This is a genomic window from Pseudomonas sp. PSB11 (assembly GCF_014596605.1).
GTDB lineage: Bacteria > Pseudomonadota > Gammaproteobacteria > Pseudomonadales > Pseudomonadaceae > Aquipseudomonas > Aquipseudomonas umsongensis.
In genome coordinates, this window is sequence record NZ_NOIO01000013.1 from 13,002 (window position 1) to 37,172 (window position 24,171).

Consider the following 24,171-nt stretch of genomic DNA (forward strand, 5'->3'; position numbering starts at 1 on the left):
CACACGCTTATAATCCGCTCGTTCGCCCGCATTCGAGACCGGTATGACCGCTATCCATATCAAGTTCCCCTCCCTGACCCTCAAGGCCGGCGCCAGGGCGCTGGCCCGCATTCGCGAGCGTGGCTTGAGCGCTGCGGACGTCGGCACGCTACCCGGTGCCGCTGGCGGTCCCAAAGCCCTGGGGATTCAGGGTCTGGACCTGGCATTGTTCGGCGAATGGCTGCCGGCGGCACCGCGCGAGCGCTCGTTGATCGGCGCATCGGTGGGCTCCTGGCGCTTTGCCAGCGCCTGCCTGCCGGATGCTGCCGAGGGCTTGCGGCGCCTTGGCCACCTCTATACCGAACAGAATTTCGCCAAAGGCGTAACCATGGCGCAGATCAGCCAAAGCTCGCGGCGCATGCTCGATGATCTGCTCGATGGTCGTGACGCGACCCTGCTCGACAACCCCTACTATCGCTTGAACATCATGGTAGTCAAAAGTCACGGCTTGCTCGCGGACGACCACCGTGGCCGCCTGGGATTGGGCTTGTCGTCGGTGATCGCCGATAACCTGCGCGGTCGTGCGCGGCTGGCCCGGCACTTCGAACGGCTGATCATCCATGACCCGCGCCTGGCACCACCGGTCAACGCGCTGAACGACTTCCCGTCGCGCTTCGTCGCACTGGACACCTCCAATCTACGCCAGGCCCTGCTGGCCTCGGGTTCGATCCCGATGGTGATGGAAGGCGTGCGACACCTGCCGGGCGCTGGTGCGGGCACGTTCCGCGATGGCGGCCTGCTGGACTATCACCTGGACCTGCCCTACAGCGGCAACGACATCGTGCTTTATCCGCACTTCACCGACCGGGTGATTCCCGGTTGGTTCGACAAGACCTTGCCGTGGCGCCGCGCCTGCCCTGCGCGCTTGCAGGATGTCGTACTGCTGGCGCCATCGAAGGAATACCTGGCGCGCCTGCCTTATGGCAAATTGCCGGATCGTAATGACTTCAAGCGCTTCATGGGCGACGCCCCGAGCCGCCAGAAATACTGGCGCACGACGATGGAGGAAAGCCGCCGCCTGGGCGACGAGTTTCTCGAACTGACGGCCAACGGTCATCTCGCCGAACGCTTGCTGACCCTTTAGTCAGGACAAGCTGTTAAACTCGCCGTCTGCCCACATCGCCGCGGCGATCGCCACCTGAACAGAGCTCAAACCACTGTGGAAATTTTCAAAGAGTTTACCTTCGAATCCGCCCACCGCCTGCCTCACGTCCCGGACGGCCACAAATGCGGCCGCCTGCACGGTCACTCGTTCAAAGTGGCGATCCACCTCAGTGGCGACCTCGACCCGCACACTGGCTGGATTCGTGACTTCTCGGAAATCAAGGCGATCTTCAAGCCGTTGTATGAGCGCCTGGACCACAACTACCTGAACGATATTCCTGGCCTGGAGAACCCGACCAGTGAAGTACTGGCCAAATTCATCTGGGCTGAACTCAAGCCGCTGCTGCCGGAATTGAGCGCCATCCGGATTCACGAGACCTGCACCAGTGGGTGCATCTATCGCGGCGAGTGAGCCAATCGATGAAAAAAACCACCGCGACCGGTGGTTTTTTTATGCCTATGCTTTGCCCTTGCATCCGCCAAGAGGACACGCAAATGACTGACTGGCCGCTGGCTCAAAGCTATCGTTTCAATGGGCATAACGTTCGCTACGCCGTGCGCGGCGATGGGCCGCCGCTGGCGTTCGTGCATGGCACGCCCTTCTCTTCGTTTGTCTGGCTCCGGATTGCGCCGCACTTCATCGCCACTCACCGGGTGTACTACTTCGACTTGCTGGGCTACGGGCAATCGGAAAAGGTCGATGGCGATGTTTCCCTGGGTGTGCAAAACCTACTGTTGGCCCAATTGCTGGAACACTGGGGCCTGGACCGTCCGGATGTGGTGGCCCACGACTTTGGTGGCGCGACCGCCCTGCGCAGCCATTTACTCAACGGCAAGGATTACCGCAGCCTGACATTGATCGATCCGGTGGCGCTAACGCCCTGGGGTTCGCCGTTCGTGCAGCATGTCCGACAGTACGAAGGCGCTTTCAGTGGTGTGCCGGATTACATCCAGCGAGCCATCGTGGCGACTTATATTCGCGGGGCAATCAAGCGAGACATCCCGGATGACGAACTCGCACCCTACGTGCAACCGTGGTTGGGCGATCCTGGGCAAGCGGCATTCTATCGGCAGATCGCACAAATGGACGAACGCTACACCCGCGAGGCCGAAGGGCTGTACCCGACGATTCGCTGCCCGGTGCAGATTCTCTGGGGAAAGGACGACCAATGGATTCCCATCGAACGCGGTCGGGCCTTGCAGCAGATAATTCCTGGGGCGCAGTTTCATGCGGTGGCCAACGCCGGGCATATGGTGCAGGAGGATGCACCTGAAGCCATTATCGCTGCGCTGATGCGTTTTTTGCCGTTGGCTATGACGGCCTGATAGCGCGCCCCGGCGGCCTTGAATTTTGGGTTGGTCTTTAAGTCGTCATCGCTGGAGAGCCAGCGCCTACAGTAGAGAGTGCGCATCCGCGAAAAGACCACTGGCGGCATTCGCCGCTGCCGAGCTAACGTAGAGCTATTGTCCAAACGGTTCTCTGAAAGGATCTGCCCGATGCACATCATCAACGCCCGGCTGCGCAACCAGGAAGGCCTGCATGAGCTGCACCTGGAAAACGGCCTGATCAGCAACATCGCCCGGCAGACCGAAGCGCCGACCCTGGGCCCCGACGATCTGGACGCCGGTGGCAACCTGGTGGTACCGCCCTTTGTCGAGCCGCACATCCACCTCGACGCCACCCTGACCGCTGGCGAGCCGCGCTGGAACATGAGCGGCACGCTGTTCGAAGGCATTGAGTGCTGGGGTGAGCGCAAGGTCACCATCACCGAAGAAGACACCAAGGTCCGTGCCAGGAAAACCATCAGGGCCCTCGCCGCCCATGGCATCCAGCACGTTCGCACCCACGTCGACGTCACCGACCCGCAGCTCACGGCGCTCAAGGCCCTGCTCGAGGTGCGCGAAGAAAGTCGGCATCTGGTCGACATGCAGATCGTCGCTTTCCCCCAGGAAGGCATCGAGTCATACCGCAATGGCCGCGAGCTGATGGAAGAAGCCATCCGCATGGGTGCCGATGTGGTGGGCGGCATTCCGCACTTCGAGTACACCCGCGACCAGGGCGTCAGCTCGGTGAAGTTCCTCATGGACCTGGCCGAGCGCACCGGCTGCCTGGTGGACGTGCATTGCGATGAAACCGACGACCCGCAGTCACGCTTCCTGGAAGTGCTGGCCGAAGAAGCCCGCAGCCGCGACATGGGCTCGCGGGTCACCGCCAGCCATACCACGGCCATGGGCTCGTACGACAACGCCTACTGCGCCAAGCTGTTTCGCCTGCTTGGGCACGCCGGCATCAGCTTCGTCTCCTGCCCTACCGAAAGCATTCACCTGCAGGGGCGTTTCGACAATTTTCCGAAACGCCGGGGCGTGACCCGGGTCAACGAACTGCTGGAAGCCGGCATGAACGTATGTTTCGGCCAGGACTCGATCGTCGACCCCTGGTACCCGCTGGGCAACGGCAACATCCTGCGGGTGCTCGAAGCCGGCCTGCATATCTGCCACATGCTCGGGTATCGCAACCTGCAAAACGCCCTGGACCTGGTCACCGTCAACAGCGCCAAGGCCATGGCCCTGGGCGAGCGCTACGGGCTTGAACCCGGACGGCCGGCGAACCTGCTGATCCTCTCGGCGGAAAGCGATTATGAGGTGATTCGCAGCCAGGGCTTGCCGCTGTATTCAGTACGCGGCGGCAAGGTATTGATGAAGCGCACGATGCCGGTGGTGGAGTTCTCCAGCGAACAGATCTGAAGGTTGCTGTGATTGGAATGCCCCCTTCGCGAGCAGGCTCGCTCCCACAGTTTTGTGAACGACAAAAAACTACTGTGGGAGCGAGCCTGCTCGCGAAGGCGATCTCAAATTCACCTCACTAATCGAGCCGTACCAAACAGGCTGACCCGACTCAGCTCCCCCTGCTCCTCTTCCAGCAAAATCGGCGCCGTACCACCCGGCATCACCACGTTCACCTCCCCGGCACTCACCCACCCTATCCGCCAAGCCGAACACGCCACTGCTGAGGCGCTGGTGCCGGATGATGCTGTCGGCCCTTCACCACGTTCAAATACTCGCGCGATCACTCGCTGCCCGGACTCACGCATCGCCCATTGCAGATTAATCCCCGCCGGGCAGGGTTTACCCGCACCAGCAGGCATCGCATAGGCGATTCGCATCAGTCCCTCGGCCAATGGCGATTGCCTCATTTGCTCATTGCCCGGCAAGGCCTCGGCACTGTCCACCAGCGTCACACAATGCGGATTGCCGACCCGGGCAAACTGACTGCGCGTCCAGGCGCTATTGAGTGCTGACAACTGACGCACGTGGCTGAGCTCACGGCCGTTCAACTGCACAGCTTCAACGTCAACGGCACTGACCGCCGATGGCCCGAAGCCAGGCTCGCCCAGGTCTAGCCAGAAACCCTGCGCACCCTCGACTTGCGCGGCTTTCACCGACGTTTGCCCCGGCGAGGGTGTGTCGGATTTGTCGTGATGCACCCTGAGTACGCAGGCTTCATCGCTCGGAAACAGTCCCTGATCGCTCAACGCCTGGGAAAAAATCGTCAGCCCGTTGCCGCTGCGCTCGGCCAGGGTGCCGTCGGTGTTGACGATCAACAGGTCAAAGGGCGGCGATGACTGAAACGGCCCGACCAGCAAACCGTCGCTGCAATGATCCTTGCTGCCCGGCGGTTGCGTGCCGGGCGCCCAGGCACAGCACGCTTCGATGGCCGCCAGCGCCCAGTCCTCGCGAGTTTGCGCGGCGCGGTCGGCCTGATCGGGCACGTCGATGCCATGCTGGCGCAGCGCCTCGGGCGCCACCACCTTGTAGATATTGCCCCGTGCATCGTACATCCGCGCCATGGCGCCCTCCCTGTTGGACATCTGGTTCTGGCACAACATATCGCGAAACACCGTCTGGCTGTGCAAGGATGTCAGCTTGTGGGCGTGCCAGATCACGGACGCTGAGCGAACCCTCGGGGCCAGATCACTGTCAGTTGCAGACGCGACGTTTTTTCCAAGGATTGATATGACCAACCTCAACACCCAGACCTCATTCGTGCCAGGGCGCCTGGAACAGATGTCCACGCGCGTCGCCTTTTTCATCGCCGGGTTCGGCATCGCCGCGTGGGCGCCGCTGGTGCCCTATGCCAAGGCGCGGGCCGGGCTGGACGAAGGCACCCTGGGTTTGTTGCTGCTGTGCCTCGGTGTGGGCTCGATATTGGCGATGCCTATAGCTGGAATCCTGGCCACGCGCTTCGGGTGCCGCAAAGTGGCGACCGGTGGCACCTTGCTGATCTGTGCGGCGTTGCCTTTGCTGGCCACGGTATCGTCGATTCCGGCCTTGATCGGCGCATTGTTCATGTTCGGCGCGGGCCTGGGCACCGTGGATTCGACGGTGAACCTGCAGGCGGTGATCGTCGAACGCGCCAGTGGCAAAAACATGATGTCGGGGTTTCACGGGTTGTTCAGCCTGGGCGGAATCGTCGGCGCGGCGGGCGTCAGTGCGTTGCTCGGCCTGGGGCTTGCGCCACTGGGGGCGATGCTGGTGGTCATCGTGTTGCTGCTGGTCGCACTGCTCAAGGCTGCCCCGCACATGCTGCCCTATGGCAGCGAAAGTTCGGGGCCGGCCTTCGCTGTTCCCCACGGTATCGTGCTGTTTATCGGCGGGATGTGTTTCATCGTGTTCCTCGCCGAAGGTGCCGCCCTGGACTGGAGCGCGGTGTTCCTGGTGCAGGAACGCGGCATCGACAAGGCCTACGCCGGCCTGGGTTACGCGGCTTTCGCACTGACCATGACGGTGGGCCGGTTGACCGGTGACGCCATCGTGCGTCGCCTGGGCGCAACGCGGGTCATTGTCTTCGGTGGGGCGGCGGCGGCGGCCGGTCTGTTGCTGGCCACGTTCGCCCCCAGCTGGGAAGCGGCGCTGGCGGGCTATGCGCTACTGGGAGCCGGATGCTCGAACATTGTCCCAGTGCTGTATACCGCGGTGGGCAAGCAGACCGTGATGCCGCAAAGCATCGCCGTGCCGGCCATTACCACCCTGGGTTACGCGGGGATACTCGCAGGGCCTGCGGTGATCGGATTCGTCGCCCATGCCGCCAGCTTGAGTTTTGCCTTCGGGTTGATGGCGCTGTTGCTGCTGGCGGTTGCGATTGGCGGGAGAGTGTTGAAGGTTTGAAGCGAAAAGATCGCAGCCTGTAGGAGCTGCCGCAGGCTGCGATCTTTTGATCTTCAGCTTTTAAAAACCGACACTGGCCTGGACGAAGAACGTGCGCGGCGTGCCGACGTACATGCCCGCGTTGTTGTCGCTGGAGCGGGTGAAGTACTGCTTGTCGAAGATGTTTTTCACCCCGGCCCCCAGCTTCAGGTTCGACACCTGCGGACCGAAATCATAGCCGGCGCGCACGTTCCAGGTGACGTAGCCCGGAATGTCGCCATACTGCCCATCCGCCGTGCCTTCAGTGATGTAGTTGTTGCTGAAGCTGCCGTCAGCATTCACCGCCACGCCGGGGGAGCGTTGCTTGGACTGGGCGAAGGCATCCAGGTTGTAGGTCCAGCGATTGATGTCGTAGCGCAGGCCGGCGGTTGCTACCTGGCGCGAGTAGAACGGCAGGTCACGCCCCTTGAAGTCCGGAATCTCTCCTTCATAGACGGCACGGGTGTAGGTGTAGCCGGCATTGGCGGTAAGACCGGCCAGCCGTGGGTCCAGCGCCGCCATGTCGTAGTGCACCGATGCCTCGATGCCCCGGTGCGTGGTAGCGCCGAGGTTGGTCCAGCCCGCATCGTTGCTGATGTATTGCAGCTCTTTATCGAAGTCGATGTAGAACAGCGTCACTTCACCGCCCCACACCTCATCGTTGTAACGCGTACCGAGCTCGTAGGTCTTGGCCTTTTCCGGTTCCAGGCCATTGGCCGTTTCGTCACCTGCGCCACCCTGGCCGAGCTGAAAATACTGCAGGGAGCCGAACGAGGTTTCGTAGTTGGCGAACAGTTTCCAGGCATCAGACATGTGATACATCACGCTCAGCGCCGGCAGCGGCTCGTTACTCTCGATGCTGCGGCGTTTTTCCTGCACTGGCTTGCCTGCAGTGTCGAGCACCGGGCGGTCATGCCACTCGGTCTGGATATGCTCGAAACGTACACCCGGAGTGATGGTCCAGTTGCCGACATCGATTTTGTTGTCGTCATACACCGCGTGGGCTTCAGTACCCCCGGTACGGTCCTGGTACACATGGCCGTCCGAACCCGGACGCGCGACCGGCTCGTTGTTGACCAGCGCCAGGCGGCTGGCTTCTTCGTGCATGCCTTCTTTCAGGTAGCGATAACCGACGCTCACTTCCTGGGTCGTCTGGCCGACGTCGAACACGTGGGACACACGCGGTTCGATGCCATAGGTGTAATAGGTGCGCGGAAACGAACCCAGGGTCTTCTGGTCGCGAGCGGCGATGTTGCTGCCACGGAAACTGTCGGAGTAGTAGGTCAGCACTTCGGCCTGGGTACGGTCGTCGAGTTGCCGAATCCACTTGAACGACACGTCCTTGCGGCGGCCGCTGAAGTTATCGTGGTCGCGGTCGGACTGGAACGGGTCGGCGTCATACTGGGCCTGGGTCAGGCCGCCGGGCATGTCGGCTTTGGCATCGTAATAGTGGAAGTTGAGGCTGAAGTCATCCACATCGGTCGGCGCCCAGTGCGTCTTGAGAATCACGTCGTCGATGTCATTGCCATTGTTGCTTTTGCGATAACCGTTGCCGTTCACCCCGGAATACAACAGCGCCACGCCCATGCCGTTGTCGGCGGTGCCGCCGGCGAACAGCGTGTCGATGTGCTTCCAGCCACCGTGTTGGGAGGTTTCCAGGGTGCTGCCGATTTCAGCCGAGGCTTGTTCCGGGATCGCACGGGTCACGAAGTTGATCACCCCGCCCACGTTCTGTGGCCCGTAACGCACGGAGCCGGCGCCGCGCACCACGTCGATGCTGTCGAGGTTGCCGGAGGAAATCGGCGCCATGGACAACTGCGGCTGGCCATAGGGGGCGAAGGCCGCCGGCACGCCATCGATCAACACGGTCGAGCGTGGCGACAGGCGCGAAGTCAGCCCGCGAACGCCGACGTTCAGCGAGATATCACTGCCACCGGTACCGTTGGCCTCCTGCACTTGCACACCCGGCACGCGCTTCAATACGTCGCCGACGTTCATCGCGCCTTGCTCGATCATGGCCTCGCGGCGAATCACGGTACGGGCGCCGGGGTGGTTCTGCACCACCGCGGCATCGGCATCACCGAGCCAGTCGCCCACCACCTTGATGTCAGTCATGCCCAGCTCCAGCGGGCCGTCTGCCGCAGGGGCCGGTAGCAGCGTTACCGAGCCTTCATCGATCTGGTATTGCAGGCCGCTGCCTTGCAGCAACTGGCGCAGCGCTTCTTCCGGCGCGATATTGCCATCCACTGCCGGGGCCTGTTTGCCGGCCACCAGTTCCGGACTGAAAAAAACCTGCAGCGACGTCTGCTGGCCCAACTGGCTCAGGGCCTGCCCCAAAGGTTGCGCCGGGATGCGGATAGCCTCTCCAGCGAATGCCTGGGGCAGCGCCAGGTTGACCGCCAGTGCAAGGGCCAGCGGCAACCAAGGGGAATTGTTGTTTTTAGCGATGGTTTTTTTCACGTCGAACGTAGTCCCTGAAGATCGCAAAAGTGTGCGCTTGTTAATGCAAACCAGTTGCAGTTGAACAGGAAGACGCTGAACTCGAAAAAAACCTGAATTTTATTTTGAAATTATTTCCTGACTGCCGTCATCGAGCGTGCGCACGGCCACCGGAAGGATGCTCGGCAAGGCCTTGAGCAACGCGTCGGTGTTGTCGGACTTGAACACGCTGGTCAGGCGCAGATTGCCCACTGCGGCATTGCCAACCTTGAGTGGCTTCTCGCGATAACGCGAGACCTGTTCGGCGACATCGGCCAGGCTGGCGTTGTTGAACACCAGCTTGCCGTTGCGCCAGGCCGTCAGTTCAGCCGGGTTGACCGGATAGGCCACAGCGACCTTGCCCCCGGCATCGACATGGGTACCGAGACCCGCGGTCAATCTGATGAAATCATCGGCGGCGGCATCGCGCCCCTGCACCTTGACCGTGCCCTGCTCCACCACGACCCGGGTTTCGGCGCTGCCCCGGCGTACATCGAAGCGGGTTCCGGTAACCGTGACCTTGCCACTTCCCGCCTCAACGACAAAGGGACGAAGGCTGTCATGCTGGACGCTGAACATCGCCTCGCCTTCGCTCAGCTCAATGGCGCGACGATTCTTCTCAAAGCGCACCTGAATCCGGCTGCGGCTGTCCAGGTCGACCATCGAACCATCGGGCAAGGCTACCTGGCGACGCTCGCCCAGGGCTGTGGAAAACTCGGCCGTGTAAGGCGACGGTTGCTTCAACCCGTTGAACAGGCCCAAGCCGACTGCCACCGCCAACACACTGGCGGCCACGGCATAGCGCAATATCGGTCGACGTTTGCTGCGTGACGGTGTTTCTTCGCACAACGCCCGCAGACGGGCCACCGGCACCAGGTCGGCGGCTGTCCACAGGCCCTGGAGCAACGCGAATTCGTCCCGGTGTTGAGGGTGTTCATTCAGCCAGCGTTCGAATTGGCGATGAGCATCGACATCCACGGCGGGTTCCTGCAAACGCACAAACCAGCGCGCCGCTTCATCGCGAACCGTTGTTTGCCCGCACGCACAATCACGAGTATCCATCATGGAAGTTCCTGTTGGGCCGGGGATGAATAACCACACCGCATCATGACTGCAACCCGTCCAGGCGGTCGCGCAGATGCCGCAGGGTGCGGATCATATACTTTTCCACCATGTTCCTGGACAGCCCCAGGCGTTCGGCGATTTCAGCCTGGGTCAAGCCCTCGATCTTCTGCCAGACAAACACCTTGCGGCAGTTGACCGGCAGTTCGGTGAGTGCCCGCTCGATGGAATCGGCCAACTGGATCGCCTGCATGAAATGCTCCGGGTCGCCGGACGACGACACACTGAGATCAATTGCCCCTGACTCCATGGCACTCCGTCGATCCTCACGTCGATAACCGTCCACCGCGATGTTGCGCGCAGTCTGGTGCAGATAGGCCCGGGGTTGCTGCACCGCCGCCGAATCCGACTCGAGCACGCGCACGAAGGTATCGTGGGCCAGGTCCTCGGCCTGCTGACGGTTTCTCAGGCGACGGGTCCAGGTGCCAATCAACTCTTCGTAATGCTCGAAAAAGCCGTGTCTGCGGGGCAGCTTGGGGGTCATTGCGGTGTGCTGTGGAGACGAGGACGTGAATAGTAATGCTTCCTATTAACTCAGCGCAATGGCATGCGCCGAGCGGCGCAACTGTAGGTTTTAATCACGCGAACGCCCCCTCCTACCCTCTGTCGATAGGGAAAGTTTTAGCACTGCTCAACATCTCCTAAATATCTCGTTGCTGTGTAACGCGAAACCTAAATTAACGGCAACTACGTATGCGCAATGCCCACTTTGCAGTGCGCACTACGCCTTGCACTTTCACTTCTTGAAAAAACACAATGGCAAATAGAAAACACGTACTTATAAAAACTCTTAGATAAAAACAAAAATCAACCGTCTACTAAGAAAGTAATTGCCAGCGGGTTTTTTGGTATCATAGGAGCTGCTCCTATCGGCGCCGGCATCATGCATACCCCCAGCCAGCAAAGTTGCCGACGACGGAGACTCTTCTGACGGTTTTGCAACAACGGTATTACCACACGCAAAACGCGCTGAAGCTGCTTCCGCATGAATTCGTAGCGTCCAGGTATCACGCCTTGCGTGATTAAACCGGTTGCCTTGGCTCTGAACCCGCGCTCAAGTTACCTTCCAGGGATTCTGCCGCCACTTGTTCTGGAAAAACTCGATAAACACTCGGATGCGCGGACTGAGGTGTTTTCTGTCTGAATACAGCAGATAAACCGGTTCAACGACGCCAGACCTGAACTCTTCGAGTATCGGCACCAACGTTCCAGCTTTGATGTCCATCCCGATATGGAAATCGGCAAGCTTCACAATGCCCGCACCTGACAGTGCCATGTCCCGCAGCAAATCTCCCTGAGTGAAAGACGCGCTGGCGGTAACCGGTACCGAGACGCCCTCGCCCTCCTGAAGAAACGACCACTTGTTCCATGGGCTGACAAAGCTGAAGTTAAAGCATCGGTGGTCCAATAAATCCGCCGGAACCTTGGGAATCCCGTGCTCGGCCAAGTACTGCGGCGACGCACAGATCAACCATTCGCACTCACCGATGCGCTTGGCGATACGTGAGGAGCTGGGCAACACCCCACTGTGAATGGCGATATCGAGCCCTTGCTCAAAGTGATCGACAAACTGCGCGCCCAGTTGAATTTCAACATCCAGGGCCGGATACAAATCCAGGAATTCTGGCAACCAGGGCACGATCTGGTGTTTGGCGAAAGAAGTCATCGTGTGGAGCCGAAGCGTGCCACTGACCCTGGACGGTAACGCCTCGGCCAGGGAGTCCGCCTCGTTCATGGCTTCAACAACCGCCTTGGCGCTACGCAGGTAAGCGGCTCCCTCCTCGGTCAGCGTCAGAATGCGTGAGCCTCTCTGGAAAAGCCGAACTTGCAGTCGGTCCTCCAATCGAGTGATCAATTTACTGACTGCCGATGGAGTAATGTTATGTGCGCGAGCAGCAGCCGAAAAGCTTCCACACTCGGTAGACCAGATAAAGGCGAGTAGCTGTGAATAATTGTCCATGCCCTATCCTAACGTAAATTGTTCAAACTCATGCTCCCTCAGCTACCATGAAAAAACGCGCCGAAGCGCGTTTTTTTCATACGGTCGGAGTTACCGGATGAACTGCTCAATGTAGTCGTCTGGCAAACCCAGCGTTTTATAGTGAGCGCGGGCAGATTCAAGCTTGGTGAAAACGTCTTCATAGCCCACTGCAACACCCTGAGGATCGACGTAAGTGTAGCCACCTTGAACGTGGAACCAGGTGATCATTTCTTCGACGTCTTCAGGAACGAACAGGGTGTGGGTTTCACCTGGAGGCTCATACGCAAAGGAGCCCTCTTCGGCTACCCAATCGTGTTCGAGGTAATACCAGCGACCCTTCAGAACGATCGCATGTACGCCGCCGGTGTGCCGGTGACGAGAAAGCACGCCGGCCTGACGCACACGCAGAAGATTGATGTAGTACCCGCCACTGGTGTTGAGCAGAAGAGGCTTGAACGAAACAGATTTGGTGACCGGAACCCACAACTCGTCATCTTCCAGCCATTGGGTCATTACACCCGGATGAACCATGTCTGGCGTCATGTAAGGAACTTGGGGCAACTGATACGGAATCGCGAGTTCATCAGGTTTGACAGGAGTATTCATTACTGGACCTCTCAGTTTTTATTAACGAATTCACAGCACGATGATTGCGCTCTGATTTCCGCTGACTGAAAGGTTATGGCAGTGATCCCTCGATGAAAATAGCTACATTTTCAAACCACCTGTGACTTAGAGTCATAGGGGACGAGAGCCCTCCGTCGGGCATTTAGCCGTCGGAATCAGGACTTCACAGGGGCGGTGCTTTGCCTTACTACAAGGTCAATTTGAACGCGCTCACGCCTGGCAACCGGGCGGCCTTCGATCATCGCAATAATGTTATTAGCGCTACTGATGCCAATATCGGTTGTGGGTACACAAACAGTCGTGAGCGCTGGTACTGAAACCGCCGCGAAGTCGATGTCATCAAAACCGGTAATGGACAACTCTGTGGGCACATGAATGCCTTGTAAGCGTGCTTCTGCTATTGCCCCCATGCAGGTTACGTCCGTACTACAGACAATTGCAGTTGGCCTTGGCGTCAGCTCCATCGCTATTCTGAGACCCGCCCGGCCACCTTCCAGCGTAAAAGGCTGTTGAATGATCTGAGTGGGCGCCAGCTCGATGCCCGCCTCCTTCAACGTATCGGCAACCCCCTTGAGCCGGTACTTAGCCCGCTCGTTGTAGGCCATAACGCCACTGATCATTGCAATGTTCTTGTGGCCCAGGTCCACAAGATGTTTGGCCACCATGCGTCCCCCCTCCTCGTTGCTGAAACCGACGCAAGGGTGAGGATGAGAACCGTCCAATGACCACATCAGGATGAAGGGACAATGCGAGGCATTCAGTGCGTCATAAACCGCGGGACGGTGCTCGGTCCCTACCAGCAGCAAGCCCTCGACCCCCCGCTCAATCATATTGCGCACACTGATCAGTTCACGCTCCTGATCATACTCATGGGAGGAAATAATCAGGTGGTAACCCAATTCATTCAGACGCTGCTGAAGCGCCTGCACGGCTTCGGCGAAAACGGGGTTATTGAAGGTGGGGAAAACGGCACCGATGCTATGAGTTCGGCGCGAAGCAAGTGCCCTTGCGGCTCCATCTCGTACATAGCCGAGCTTGAGCACCGCCGCCGCCACTTTTTCCAGCGTCGCAGGTTTTACCAGATGTGGGGTTGAGAGCGCACGGGACGCACTGCCGATGGAGACTCCCGCTAATTCGGCAACGTCTTTTAGTTTGGGCTTTTCGTTGTTTTTCATCGGAGGGTCAGCATTCCTTGATCGGCACAGTGACTGACGATCGCCGCCAATCAGCGTCCAAGCCTCGGTTCTTCGAGACAGGATCAGTCGTCATGCTAACAATTATTCAAATTCGAAGAGATGATTTGAATACGCTAAAAAGAGGGGATTCGCAAATCCCCTAAAGCGTCGTAACTATTTGATCACGATCGGGTTGACCGGCGCACCGGTACCACCCACCACTTTCAAAGGCGCTGCGGTATAAAGAAATGTCCATTGATTGTCCTCGGCGCAATCCGCCGCCAGAGGATCCAGTTGCGCGATCTCGGTTAACGTGACGCCCAGGTTACGCATCAGCGCGTTGTGAAGAGGCAACGCCACTCCCGACACAGGATCAACGGTCACTTCATTGGCGATGGTGTCAGTCACAAGGTTGGGAATTTCCATCTCGTGAAACCAATTAACCAACTCTGGGCTGTAGGTGAGGCCTGGCTCGATAAAATCTTTATAAAACTCTTCTGGATCCCGGTAGTAAAAAGAGCCAATCCAACCGGTTCTGATAATCAGGATGTCACGCTTCTGAATCGTCACGCCTTGCGCTTGCGCGGCGTTCATCAAGTCCAAGTGATTGAACGTCTCTCCTGGGTCAAGAACGTCTTTGCCGCGATACCGCGCCATGTCGATCAGAATGCCTCGCCCGACCACGCCTCGCTCGCCGATCGGCGCAACGCTGGCCTTTGCCAGCGAGCCGATGGTGGTATCGGCGTTGTAGCCGTTCCAGATTTGATCGTCATACCAGACGTGACCCAGCGCATCGTATTGGGTCGACCCCTGCAGATGGAAAAACATCACATCATCGGCATATTCATAAGAGCCCGGAAAGTGCGGGCCCTTGCCGCAGTTGTAATGGCCTCTGTCCATGATATTCATCCGCTTCGCCTGCGAGCGCCCGGGCCAGATCGGGTCGCCTTTAGGATCGGCCATTCGGACCTGCAAGGTGAAGGTTTTGCCTTGTTTGACCTCGGCAATACCCTTGAGCACTTCAACGCCAGTCAGATAGTTGAGGGCACCTACTTCGTCGTCCGGACCCCACTTGCCCCAGTTTTTAGGTGAGTCTTTCAGCAGTTCGTGAACATGAGGTACAGTTTTTTCGTTCATTTTTTTGATCTCACTTTTTATAGTTGTAAGGCAGCACGGTGTCAGTCGATTAACGCCGAATCACAAAGCGGATGACGTCACGTTTGTCAGGCGCGAACCGATGTTGTCAGCCGCTGCCAACCCATTAACGAGGCGCTCGTAATTCAAGGCTGGATTCATATTTTTGGCGTAGGCAGCCGATAAAGTGGCTTCCACCATGGTGTTGATTTGCGCCGTAGTGAACGGGGTATTCTGACCCAGTTCAGCGAATGTGACGGGCAGCTTCACGTCATGCAGCAGGCGCGCAACCTTATCGATCTCCTCGACGGGACGCCCCTCTACAGCCATCTGCACCAACGTGCCGAAAGCCACCAGCTCACCGTGCAGCATCGATGCCATCGCAGGTATGGCCGTCAGCCCCCGTACCAATGCATGGGACAGAGACAGTCCACCACTTTCAAAACCCACACCACTGATCAAGACGGTGCCCTCGATGACACGCTCAACGTCATCATTAACCTCATTACGACAGACAGCCTGGTAAGCCGACACGCCATACTGCATCAGCGTTTCGAAAACTATATCGGTCAGCTTCAATGCAGTATGCAGCGCCGGTGTTCCGAAGGAGTTATTGCCGCCCGAGGAGTAGCACTGATGGGCTTCGAATTTTTTACTGATCGCATCACCAATGCCCGCAGCAAAAAACCGCGCCGGCGCCTGAGCGATGACATGGGTATCAACGATGACCGCTGAGGGGTTCATCTTCAGGAACTCCACTCCTACCACTTTATGATCATCATCGTAGAGAACGATCAGTCGACTGGTGGGTGCATCACTCGACGCAATGGTCGGGCAAACGATGATAGGGACGTTGAGATTGACTGCCAGTCCCTTCGCCGTATCAATGGTCTTGCCGCCACCCAGCGCGATGATGGTGTCTGGCGAGTGCACCAAGGCTTGTTCCGATAACCGGGCAATGGCCGCATGTGTGCATTCCCCCGGGAACTCAATGTGCAGAGGCTCGAAGCCGTGCGCTTGCAAGGCCGTGCCCACCTCCGGCCACAGATGCCTGGCGACGAACTCATCGCAGAGTACCAGCGGGCGTGATCGCCCCATGTCGATCAGTATCCTGCCCAGCTGTTTCAATGCTCCAGGTCCCTGCTCGTACCGTCCCGGGAAACCCATCGTTTTAACCATGGCCAACGTCCTCCAAAAAAATCGCTGCCGCTTAACACCGAGTTGTCAAAGCGCTTTTTAAAACGCCAAAAACGTTACTTCGCTCGTCACCGCATTAACCATCCGCCCGCGACGTCAACGACTTGGCCAGTAATAAAATCGCTTTCATTTGATGTGAGGAAACACGCCGCCCTGGCCACTTCAAGCGGTGTGCCCAGCCGGCGCAACGGCGTCTCGTCGACCACGGCCTGATTGGCCTGCGCTGAAACGGTCTTGAGCAAAGGGGTTTCGATCCGCCCTGGCGCCAGCGCATTGGCCGTGATTCCGAACGGCCCCAGCTCGCCGGCCAAGTGGCGGGTAAAACCGATGACCGCCGCCTTGGTCGCGCTGTAGTGAGCCGCGACAATTGGCAAAAAAGCGCTGCCGGCGACTGAAGACATATTGACGATGCGCCCAAATCCGCGCTCTACCATGCCGGGTGTCAGCACCCGGACGAGGTTAAAGGAACCATTGAGGTTGATATTGACCACCCGCTGCCATTCCTCGGGCGCCATCGTCCAGATCGGCGCGGGAGCGCCGTCGTGTTTGGGTGATATACCGGCGTTATTGATCAAAGTGTCGATTGGGCCCAACTCATGGACCAAGCGCTCACAGGCGTCAGCGCACGCTTGATAATCCGCGACATCGGCCTGCGCCCAGCCGACCGTAAAACCTGCCTCACGCAGTGCCTCGGCCTGCTGCTGCACCTTCGCGGCGTCAGCATCGACCAGGGCCACAACAGCGCCTTCCTGGCAATACAACTCAGCGATCGCAGCACCAATGCCGCCACCGGCACCAGTGACCAATACGACGCGCCCGGAGTGTCTAGAATTTGTCATAGCCTGTTCTCATCTTTGTTGCGGAGTTAAAAAGTGCACAGCCACAGGTCAACTCGATCAGAGCCCCAGGTAGGCACGCTTGACATGAGGGTTATCGAGAAGCTCCTGGCCCGTGCCGCTCAGCACTACCTCGCCGTTTTCAAGTACGTAGCCTCGATGCGCGATACGCAGGGTATGGACGATGTTTTGCTCGACGATCAGCACGGTTGTTCCCAGCTCCAGGATCTTGTTGATGATCTCGAAAACCTGTGAGACCAGCAGCGGCGACAAGCCCAACGACGGCTCGTCGAACATCAATAGCTTTGGTTCGGCCATCAGGCCGCGAGCGATGGCAACCATCTGTTGCTCACCGCCCGAAAGCGTTCCAGCGTTCTGATCCAGGCGCTCACGCACTCTCGGGAAGAGATCGAGGACATCGTCGAGGCGCTTCTTGTAACCGGCACGCGCGCTGCGTTTGTAGGCGCCCATCAACAGGTTGTCGCGCACGCTGATGAAGGGAAACAACTGCCGCCCTTCCGGTATCAACGTCAGGCCCGCATCGACGATCTGGTCTGGGCGACTCCCCTCGATGCGCTGCCCTTCGAATTCAATCGTGCCCTGAGAAGGCGTGACAATGCCGCACAAGCTGCGCAGGGTCGTGGTTTTACCGGCACCGTTCGCACCAACGATGGTGACGACCTCACCGGCATTGACCTCAAAGGAAACGCCACGAAGGATTTCAGTACCGCCATACCCGCTATGGACGTTATTGAGTTTAAGCATGGCTGTACTCCTTACCGAGATAAGCTTCGATAACCTGAGGATCGTTGATCACATCGTGGGGGGCGCCCTGCATGAGAAGCGTGCCCGAACTGATCACGATGATGCGGTCCGACAAGCTCATCGTTGCTTGCATGAGGTGTTCGATCATCAAAACGCTGACACCTGAATCGCGGACCCTGCGAATAACAGCTATCGCCTTGACCACATCCGTTGGATTGAGTCCGGCCATCACTTCGTCCAGTAACAAGATCCGCGGACGCGTTGCCAGAGCGCGCGCCATTTCAAGTCGCTTCATACCACCGACAGTCAGGTTGCGCGCCCGCGTGTCCAGTAGAGCAGTGAGTTCGGTCAGTTCTGCGACTTGCTCGGCGATCGCCCTCGCCACCTTCGTATCAGCCGTATGCATGAATGCACCGAGCATGATGTTTTCGCAGACACTCAGGTCAGCGAACGGCTGGACGATCTGAAAGGTGCGTCCGATACCCGCTTTGGCGAACTCGGCCGGGCTGCTAGGGGTCACCCATTCTCCATTGGGCAAGCGAACTTTGACCTGCCCTTTGGAAGGCAGAAGAAAACCGGAAAGCTGGTTGAAGACGGTGGTTTTGCCGGCGCCATTCGGGCCGATTACGCCGACGATTTCACCTTCAGCCAAACTCAGCGAAACGTCATTGGTGGCATGAAGCCCACCAAAGAATTTGTGTAGGTTTTCCGCAATCAGAATCGGTTCGCCACGTGTGGCCGATTGTGGTTCGGGCGATGATGGTGTTGTCGATCCATTGGCAACCACGAGCGGCCTGCGCCCACCCGGGAGGTTATCGATCCAGCCGAATACGCGCGCCCCGAATCGCCCCACCAAGCCTTGAGGAATCGTCAGTACCACAACGACCAGCACTATGCCGTAGACCAGACCATGCACACCGCTGCCCAGATCGCCCAACCAGCCGCGCGCCAATTCTGCCAATGGCAACACCAGCAACGTACCAATCAAGGGACCCGAGACAGTACCCAGTCCGCCTATCAGGGCAAACATGGCGATCTGAATCGACATTTCCAGGGAAAACATGGAGCCGGGCTCGATAAAGGTCAGGTACATCGCATGGAAACTGCCCACCAGGCTGGTTAGAAATGCCGACAACACCACCGCGATCAGTTTGACCTTGACCGAGTTCACACCCACCGCGTGCGCAGCGTCCTCACGCTCACGAACAGCAATCAGGTAATAACCCAATCGAGAATTTTTGATCTTCCACGACACAGCCAGGGTAATGATGAGAAAGCCAAAGGCGATCAACAGATAGGGCCAGCGAGGGCGAAACAACATCCACTCGACACCCAATTTGAGGGGTACGCCCAAACCTGCAGCGCCGCCCGTCACGTCATGTTGATTGATCGCCATCAAACGCACGACTTCCAGCACCGCAATCGTTGCCAGGGCAAAAAACGGCCCACGCAATCTGAAGCACGGCCAACTGATCAACACCGCGACAACAGACGACAAGATCGCGCCGACAAACATCCCAATCCAGGGACTGATGCCGAGGTTGATCATCAGCAGCGTGGTTGTATAAGCGCCCACACCATAAAACACTGCATGACCGAGCGAGAGTTGACCGGCGAAACCTCCGACGATGTTCCAGGCACTAGCGAGCGCTGCATAACTGCAAATCAGAATGAACAAGTGATAAACGAAAGGAGATCCAGCGGTGAGCGGAATGATCAGCAGTAGAGCCAATACCAATACGCTGACATAGACACGCGGATGCAGAATATTCATGACCATTCTCCTTATTCAGACCCGCGACCGGCGCCAAAAAGCCCTGTCGGACGGAACACCAAAATGCCAAGGAAGATCGAGAAATAAACGACCTCCTTCAGATCTGGCGCAATGTAGTAACCGGCAAGACTGTCGACGATGCCAATCAGCATCGAGCCGATGAGAGCGCCAGAAAGACTGCCCAGACCGCCGAGTACAACGATCACAAATGCGGTCAGGACAAAGAACGTGCCTACCGTAGGAAAAACCGGGTATTGAGGTGCGATGAGACCAGATGCAACGCCCAGGCAGGCGCAGCCCAAACCGAATGCGAATATGTAGATTTTCTTTACGTTGACGCCCATCAACTGCGCCGCGTTGCGATGCTGCGCAGTGGCCCGAACGGCTCGACCCAGGAAGGTGTTTTGCAAAAACCAGTGAAGGCCCGCGACCAGGGCGAGTGACATTGCGAAGGTGATCAACTGACCACTGCTTACGCGAAATGCGCCCATGGTGACGGTACTGGTGCCAAAACTAATGTTCTGCACAGTCATGACGTCGGCACCGAAGATCAACAGCGCGCCGTTCATGAGGGCAATCGAGACGCCCACGGTCGCAAAAATCTGGATGTGCCCTTCGGCGCTGAGCAACGGCTGAATGATGAACCGTTGCATGGCAGCGCCAGCGGCAAACAGAATGATCGTGGTGGGAATGATCGCGACATAGGGATGAATGCCAAAATGAGCGTTCATCAAATACACCGCGTACAGACCTATCATCAAAAACTCGCCGTGGGCGAAGTTGACCACCCTGACGATGCCGAAGATAAGGGTCAGGCCTATGCTGATAATGGCTAACGTGCCACCGAGCAATAAGCCGTTCAGAAGCAGCTGGATGAAAATTTCCATGGTTTGCGCCCTCTTTTCGAGCGAGCGAATCCGTGAAGCTCAAAGATCAAGCTTCAACAGGATTACGGGCTTCAGGGTTGGTCGGAAAAACGCGCTTTTGTCACGGCCGCAGCTTCGGGGTAAACGGTTTTCAGTACCCCGTCCTGCCATTGCATGATTGCCGTATTGGCTCGTTGGTTTTGGCCATTTTCAGCGAACTTGGCTCCGATACCTGCGGCCGTACCGCCGACAGGAATATCCACACTCGCGACCGATGCACGGATCGCATCGGCGTCCAGGGACGCACTTTTTTCCATAGCATCAAGAAAGACTTTCGCACCAACATAGTTGATCAGGCTATGACCTGATCGCGGCTCACTGCCAAAGCGATCTTTGTAGGCTTTGGCGAACGCACTGATGCCTGGAGCTCCATTTTCATTGGTTTGAAACTGAGGAAAATCCACGTCCAGAACACTTTCCATGTTTTCAGCGCCGACGACCTTCACGGTGTCCTGCATGGAATATCCGCCACCCGCACCGACTACGGCTTTAGGTTTGAAACCGGCTTCACGGATCTGACGGAAAAACAGTGTCGTATCGTTCTGATAACTGGTCTGCAATACCACGTCCGCTTGTGCACCTTTCAAGCGAAGAATCAGCGACGAGAGGTCCACGGCTTTGGCCGAATACGGAAGCACCTCGACCACGTTCAGCCCTTGCTCTTGCGCCAGCTGCTTCTGGAACCCGGCGATGGTCGTACCGTACAATGCATCCTCATGGATGATGGCGATCTTGAGTTGCTTGGGGTCGACCTTCAGCGACGGCCCCACGATGTGCGTAATCGCGGCAATAGTCCCTTCAGCGAAATTCCTGGCGGTTGGATTGCTGCGCATGATGTATTTGAGGTCACGCTCGGTAATGTTGTCGGAGACGGCACCGAGCTCGAAATAGGGCACACCGGCCATTTCCGTGACTTGCGTGGCAGCAAATGACAGCGCTGAGGAATAGCTGCCGAACACGGCGGTGACATTTTCAACAGAAGTCAGTTTACGGGCGGCACTTACAGCCTGGCCTGCATCAACCGCATCGGCTTTCAGCAATTTGATCTGCTCACCTTTCAAGCCTCCGGCAGCGTTACGTTCTGCAACCGCGAGTTCGAGGCCGCGATAGCTCTCATCCCCTAGCAGAGCCAGAGATCCACTGAGGGGATAAAGGGCACCGATTTTGATGTCCGCATGTGCGGCAATTGAGGTAGTCACGGAAAGTACGACGCAGGCGGTTTTAACCCAGTTTTTTGTACTCATTGTTGTTATCTCCTGGTTTGGCGCCAGCGTATTCGGGCACCATTTGAACCGCTTCATATCTTTTGATCGACGCTCATGAAAACCATCGCGCACGTGGATATAAAGAGTCCTGTTTTAAATTTGTTATTAACCAAGTTAATTTATGAAGCGCTTCATATTTATTGTAAAAAATTTATCAGTGTCAAGCGCTCAGTTAGGATCGCCGATCTGAAAACGATTCAAATTTTCGTAGCCCACGGGCATGAAAAAACCTGAAGCGCCCGCGGTATGCAGGCGCTCCAAAAATGAGACTGATAGAGACAATAGGTGCTCGTGAAAGCATCAGGACTTAAACGCTGTGAACGAAAAATGTTGCCCTCATACGCGTGGGTTTGAGTAGAACTCGATGATCGCGGGGAGTACCTGTTCGGGCGCTTCCAGGGTCGGGCTGTGCCCTATCTTGCTGAGGCGGATCAATTTCGAATTGGGCAACTCTCGCTTCATTTCATCGGACCACGCCGGAGGTCGTGGCATGTCTTCCTCTCCGTTGATAATCAGTACTGGGATGTTGATCGATGACAACAGCGCGACAGAGCTTTCACGGTGCATAACGCCCTTCATGGCAGGGCGCAGCGCTTTTGGCAGTGCCTCAATACGCTTGCGCCAGTACGCCAGCAGCTCTTGTTTTTCAGGGTTATTGCGTGTGGTTTTGCCGAACATCACCTCCATGGTCATGTCGAGGATGTCACCTGTGAATCCTTGCTCACCCGCGTCGATAACCCATTGTGCAAATCGCGCCCCTTGTTCCGGCGGCTCACCGCAGGCCGATGACCCAGCCACCACCAGAGACCGAAACAGATTCTGTCGTTTGGCGATCAGTCGGAAGGCTACATCGCCGCCCATCGACTGCGCCATGACGTTGATGTCCTTGAGCTGCAGCTCTTCAATCAACGCGGCCATGTCGTCAGCACACTGGTCCATGGTGATGATGTCGACATCATCCAGTGCGCTTTTACCCTGCCCTCTGAAGTCAGGTCGTATGACCCGAAACTTTCCCGCTGCAGCCTGAACCAGGCCGTCAAACATAGTTCCATCGAGAAAGCAGGAGTGAAGACAAAGAACGACGGGAAGATGGGCCTCACCGGTATCTTCGACCCAAAGCGTCGTGCCATTGACTTTAATATTTTTACCCTTCGAATTGGCGCTCGGCAGCATGTTGATTCTCCTCAAAGACAAGCTTTCAAATGAGCGAACAAAGTAGTGCGCGCACCACGCTCATCTATTTTTTTAAAGTGAGGGGGCTGCATATCGTTGCAGCCACCTTGGTTATCTTTCGACGTCGAGCGTGTCAGTCAGCATTTCCAAGCCCTGCTTCATGCAGGAAGCTTCGGACGGTGTCACAGAACTCAAGAGGGTTCTCAGTCATTGGGTAGTGACCAGTGCCTGCAAGCACTGCAATCTTGCTGCCGGGAATTCTTGATGCCGTTTCTTCGACTTTTTCCTGGTAGACCAACCAATCAGCATCACCGCGGAGCAGCATCACCGGCGCCTTGATTTTGCCTACCTGGGAGCGTTGGTCAAAATTGGCGTAGCCAGTCAGGTCTCCAAGCATGACTTGCGGCGTCGTGCGCGAAATCTGCCAGACAACTTCCTGAGCGCGGTCGGGCGGAGTTCGATAGCCCGTCATCGAACGCGACCAAGCACCAATGATTTCCGTACCGTTCATGAGCAGCATGTCGAGAAAGAAATCCGAAACTGTTGGCGTGTAATCAGCACCTTCGGCTGAAATGATCGCGCCGTAGGCGTCAGGTTTACGGGCGCCCAGCTCCAACACAAGGTTGCCCCCCATGGAACACCCGATGATCGCCGGACGCTCCAGACCCAGGGCCTGCATCAACCGCTCGTTGAACTCGGCGTGACGTGTCAGGCTATGAAACGGACCGGAAGCCGGTAGCTCCGATTTTGAATGTCCGGGTGCATCGATTGCGATCACCCGAAACTCATCGGAAAGGCCGTCAAGTACATGGCGATACATGAGCGAGTCCTGGGACGCGGCATGGAAGCAAACGATGGGGTGACCCTCCCCCGCCTCCTCGTAATAAACGCGGATACCATCAACTGTAATGTAGTGCCCGGTGGTCTCCTTGCCCGACGGTTTAGGGCCGGGGGACCAGGAGACGGTGCTTTCTCCTTTTGGCTTGCCTACACGCTTCATGGCATCAAATGCCCGAGCCATGACATCTACGTACTGCCAGGCAGCGACAACATTCCCTTCCAACTCGAGCTTGCCCAATCCTGGCGACAGAGCCTCGAACCAGTCAATCTTGCCATCTAGAACGCGCTGCCACTCTTCATCGGGGCCCGAAACTACGATATCGGCGCCCAGTGGACTCCCTTCAGGAAAAACCGCGACAACCTTGCCAGATAGAACGGCCAGAGTGGAAAAACCACTGTCGTGCTTGAACTGAATCCGGCCATCGAAATAGCGCGCCGCTGCTGTCCAGTCAGCGTCGCTGTTGAGCTCTTCGGCAAATTGATTCAACCACTGACTGTCTTTGATAAGTGACATGGTGCTTTCTCCTGACATTGGACATCCCCGCGAGGGA

General features: G+C 57.6%; 21 protein-coding genes and 1 pseudogene. 5 read left to right on the plus strand and 17 right to left on the minus strand.

What is annotated here, in order from left to right; all coding sequences use genetic code 11:
- The first annotated feature begins 43 nt into the window (after positions 1 to 43).
- The 4 genes from CGA21_RS16290 to codA all read left to right on the plus strand — a co-directional run bounded on the left by CGA21_RS16290 (position 44) and on the right by codA (position 3,888).
- Positions 44 to 1,123 carry a hypothetical protein gene (locus tag CGA21_RS16290; protein WP_020795527.1) on the plus strand — a complete coding sequence of 360 codons (1,080 nt, stop codon included), beginning with the start codon at positions 44 to 46 and terminating at the stop codon, positions 1,121 to 1,123.
- Positions 1,124 to 1,198: 75 nt separating this feature from the next.
- Entirely contained in the window at positions 1,199 to 1,555 is a 357-nt protein-coding gene (queD, locus tag CGA21_RS16295; RefSeq protein ID WP_008056290.1) for a 6-carboxytetrahydropterin synthase QueD, read from the plus strand.
- 83 nt (positions 1,556 to 1,638) lie between these two features.
- Positions 1,639 to 2,469 (plus strand): alpha/beta fold hydrolase, encoded by an 831-nt coding sequence (locus tag CGA21_RS16300; protein ID WP_188264602.1) that lies wholly within the window; start codon positions 1,639 to 1,641, stop codon positions 2,467 to 2,469.
- Between the two features lie 171 nt (positions 2,470 to 2,640).
- Positions 2,641 to 3,888, plus strand: a complete 1,248-nt coding sequence (gene codA / locus CGA21_RS16305) for a cytosine deaminase (RefSeq protein WP_110749233.1) — start codon at positions 2,641 to 2,643, stop codon at positions 3,886 to 3,888.
- A 110-nt stretch (positions 3,889 to 3,998) separates the two neighbouring features.
- On the opposite strand, the gene CGA21_RS16310 is transcribed toward codA, so the two are convergent.
- The gene (locus CGA21_RS16310) at positions 3,999 to 4,991 is read right to left on the minus strand and encodes a diaminopimelate epimerase (protein WP_188264603.1); all 993 of its coding nucleotides are present in this window, start codon (positions 4,989 to 4,991) and stop codon (positions 3,999 to 4,001) included.
- Between the two features lie 166 nt (positions 4,992 to 5,157).
- Between CGA21_RS16310 and CGA21_RS16315 the strand changes: the two genes are divergently transcribed.
- The gene (locus tag CGA21_RS16315) at positions 5,158 to 6,309 is read left to right on the plus strand and encodes an MFS transporter (protein ID WP_020795531.1); all 1,152 of its coding nucleotides are present in this window, start codon (positions 5,158 to 5,160) and stop codon (positions 6,307 to 6,309) included.
- A 60-nt stretch (positions 6,310 to 6,369) separates the two neighbouring features.
- Here CGA21_RS16315 and CGA21_RS16320 read toward each other — a convergent pair whose 3' ends face one another.
- The 16 genes and pseudogenes from CGA21_RS16320 to CGA21_RS16395 form a co-directional block, all read right to left on the minus strand.
- Positions 6,370 to 8,787, minus strand: coding sequence for a TonB-dependent siderophore receptor (locus tag CGA21_RS16320; RefSeq protein WP_188264604.1), 2,418 nt, complete (start codon positions 8,785 to 8,787; stop codon positions 6,370 to 6,372).
- 99 nt (positions 8,788 to 8,886) lie between these two features.
- Positions 8,887 to 9,870 (minus strand): FecR family protein, encoded by a 984-nt coding sequence (locus CGA21_RS16325; RefSeq protein ID WP_110749241.1) that lies wholly within the window; start codon positions 9,868 to 9,870, stop codon positions 8,887 to 8,889.
- A 40-nt stretch (positions 9,871 to 9,910) separates the two neighbouring features.
- Positions 9,911 to 10,411 (minus strand): sigma-70 family RNA polymerase sigma factor, encoded by a 501-nt coding sequence (locus CGA21_RS16330; RefSeq protein WP_110749242.1) that lies wholly within the window; start codon positions 10,409 to 10,411, stop codon positions 9,911 to 9,913.
- A gap of 390 nt (positions 10,412 to 10,801) precedes the next feature.
- Positions 10,802 to 10,918: pseudogene (locus CGA21_RS16335) on the minus strand (aldehyde dehydrogenase family protein); the annotation flags it as partial.
- Between the two features lie 63 nt (positions 10,919 to 10,981).
- Positions 10,982 to 11,887 (minus strand): LysR family transcriptional regulator, encoded by a 906-nt coding sequence (locus CGA21_RS16340; protein ID WP_110749244.1) that lies wholly within the window; start codon positions 11,885 to 11,887, stop codon positions 10,982 to 10,984.
- Positions 11,888 to 11,977: 90 nt separating this feature from the next.
- On the minus strand, positions 11,978 to 12,514 hold the full coding sequence (locus tag CGA21_RS16345; protein WP_110749246.1) for a 2,4'-dihydroxyacetophenone dioxygenase family protein: 537 nt from the start codon (positions 12,512 to 12,514) through the stop codon (positions 11,978 to 11,980).
- Positions 12,515 to 12,690: 176 nt separating this feature from the next.
- Entirely contained in the window at positions 12,691 to 13,710 is a 1,020-nt protein-coding gene (locus CGA21_RS16350) for a substrate-binding domain-containing protein (RefSeq protein WP_110749248.1), read from the minus strand.
- A gap of 174 nt (positions 13,711 to 13,884) precedes the next feature.
- The gene (locus CGA21_RS16355) at positions 13,885 to 14,847 is read right to left on the minus strand and encodes a cyclase family protein (RefSeq protein ID WP_110749250.1); all 963 of its coding nucleotides are present in this window, start codon (positions 14,845 to 14,847) and stop codon (positions 13,885 to 13,887) included.
- A gap of 60 nt (positions 14,848 to 14,907) precedes the next feature.
- On the minus strand, positions 14,908 to 16,023 hold the full coding sequence (locus CGA21_RS16360; RefSeq protein WP_110749252.1) for a glycerol dehydrogenase: 1,116 nt from the start codon (positions 16,021 to 16,023) through the stop codon (positions 14,908 to 14,910).
- An 86-nt stretch (positions 16,024 to 16,109) separates the two neighbouring features.
- The gene (locus CGA21_RS16365; RefSeq protein WP_262927135.1) at positions 16,110 to 16,847 is read right to left on the minus strand and encodes an SDR family oxidoreductase; all 738 of its coding nucleotides are present in this window, start codon (positions 16,845 to 16,847) and stop codon (positions 16,110 to 16,112) included.
- Between the two features lie 90 nt (positions 16,848 to 16,937).
- The gene (locus tag CGA21_RS16370) at positions 16,938 to 17,642 is read right to left on the minus strand and encodes an ABC transporter ATP-binding protein (RefSeq protein ID WP_110749255.1); all 705 of its coding nucleotides are present in this window, start codon (positions 17,640 to 17,642) and stop codon (positions 16,938 to 16,940) included.
- Complete coding sequence (locus CGA21_RS16375) at positions 17,635 to 19,416, minus strand: branched-chain amino acid ABC transporter ATP-binding protein/permease (protein WP_218278456.1); 1,782 nt, start codon at positions 19,414 to 19,416, stop codon at positions 17,635 to 17,637. The genes CGA21_RS16370 and CGA21_RS16375 overlap by 8 nt, the downstream gene beginning before the upstream one ends.
- Before the next feature lie 11 nt (positions 19,417 to 19,427).
- Positions 19,428 to 20,303 carry a branched-chain amino acid ABC transporter permease gene (locus tag CGA21_RS16380; protein ID WP_110749259.1) on the minus strand — a complete coding sequence of 292 codons (876 nt, stop codon included), beginning with the start codon at positions 20,301 to 20,303 and terminating at the stop codon, positions 19,428 to 19,430.
- 71 nt (positions 20,304 to 20,374) lie between these two features.
- Entirely contained in the window at positions 20,375 to 21,586 is a 1,212-nt protein-coding gene (locus tag CGA21_RS16385; protein ID WP_110749261.1) for an ABC transporter substrate-binding protein, read from the minus strand.
- A gap of 357 nt (positions 21,587 to 21,943) precedes the next feature.
- Entirely contained in the window at positions 21,944 to 22,780 is an 837-nt protein-coding gene (locus tag CGA21_RS16390) for an alpha/beta fold hydrolase (RefSeq protein ID WP_110749265.1), read from the minus strand.
- A gap of 133 nt (positions 22,781 to 22,913) precedes the next feature.
- Complete coding sequence (locus CGA21_RS16395) at positions 22,914 to 24,134, minus strand: alpha/beta fold hydrolase (protein ID WP_110749267.1); 1,221 nt, start codon at positions 24,132 to 24,134, stop codon at positions 22,914 to 22,916.
- Between the last annotated feature and the right edge of the window lie 37 nt (positions 24,135 to 24,171).

Coding starts and splice junctions, on each gene's coding strand:
- CGA21_RS16350 (WP_110749248.1), bottom strand. CDS start 13,710: ATGAAAAACAACGAAAAGCCCAAACTAAAAGACGTTGCCGAATTAGCG.
- CGA21_RS16385 (WP_110749261.1), bottom strand. CDS start 21,586: ATGAGTACAAAAAACTGGGTTAAAACCGCCTGCGTCGTACTTTCCGTG.
- CGA21_RS16325 (WP_110749241.1), bottom strand. CDS start 9,870: ATGATGGATACTCGTGATTGTGCGTGCGGGCAAACAACGGTTCGCGAT.
- CGA21_RS16315 (WP_020795531.1), top strand. CDS start 5,158: ATGACCAACCTCAACACCCAGACCTCATTCGTGCCAGGGCGCCTGGAA.
- CGA21_RS16375 (WP_218278456.1), bottom strand. CDS start 19,416: ATGAATATTCTGCATCCGCGTGTCTATGTCAGCGTATTGGTATTGGCT.
- CGA21_RS16395 (WP_110749267.1), bottom strand. CDS start 24,134: ATGTCACTTATCAAAGACAGTCAGTGGTTGAATCAATTTGCCGAAGAG.
- CGA21_RS16390 (WP_110749265.1), bottom strand. CDS start 22,780: ATGCTGCCGAGCGCCAATTCGAAGGGTAAAAATATTAAAGTCAATGGC.
- CGA21_RS16300 (WP_188264602.1), top strand. CDS start 1,639: ATGACTGACTGGCCGCTGGCTCAAAGCTATCGTTTCAATGGGCATAAC.
- CGA21_RS16345 (WP_110749246.1), bottom strand. CDS start 12,514: ATGAATACTCCTGTCAAACCTGATGAACTCGCGATTCCGTATCAGTTG.
- CGA21_RS16330 (WP_110749242.1), bottom strand. CDS start 10,411: ATGACCCCCAAGCTGCCCCGCAGACACGGCTTTTTCGAGCATTACGAA.
- CGA21_RS16340 (WP_110749244.1), bottom strand. CDS start 11,887: ATGGACAATTATTCACAGCTACTCGCCTTTATCTGGTCTACCGAGTGT.
- CGA21_RS16370 (WP_110749255.1), bottom strand. CDS start 17,642: ATGCTTAAACTCAATAACGTCCATAGCGGGTATGGCGGTACTGAAATC.
- CGA21_RS16355 (WP_110749250.1), bottom strand. CDS start 14,847: ATGAACGAAAAAACTGTACCTCATGTTCACGAACTGCTGAAAGACTCA.
- CGA21_RS16380 (WP_110749259.1), bottom strand. CDS start 20,303: ATGGAAATTTTCATCCAGCTGCTTCTGAACGGCTTATTGCTCGGTGGC.
- CGA21_RS16290 (WP_020795527.1), top strand. CDS start 44: ATGACCGCTATCCATATCAAGTTCCCCTCCCTGACCCTCAAGGCCGGC.
- CGA21_RS16310 (WP_188264603.1), bottom strand. CDS start 4,991: ATGGCGCGGATGTACGATGCACGGGGCAATATCTACAAGGTGGTGGCG.
- codA (WP_110749233.1), top strand. CDS start 2,641: ATGCACATCATCAACGCCCGGCTGCGCAACCAGGAAGGCCTGCATGAG.
- CGA21_RS16360 (WP_110749252.1), bottom strand. CDS start 16,023: ATGGTTAAAACGATGGGTTTCCCGGGACGGTACGAGCAGGGACCTGGA.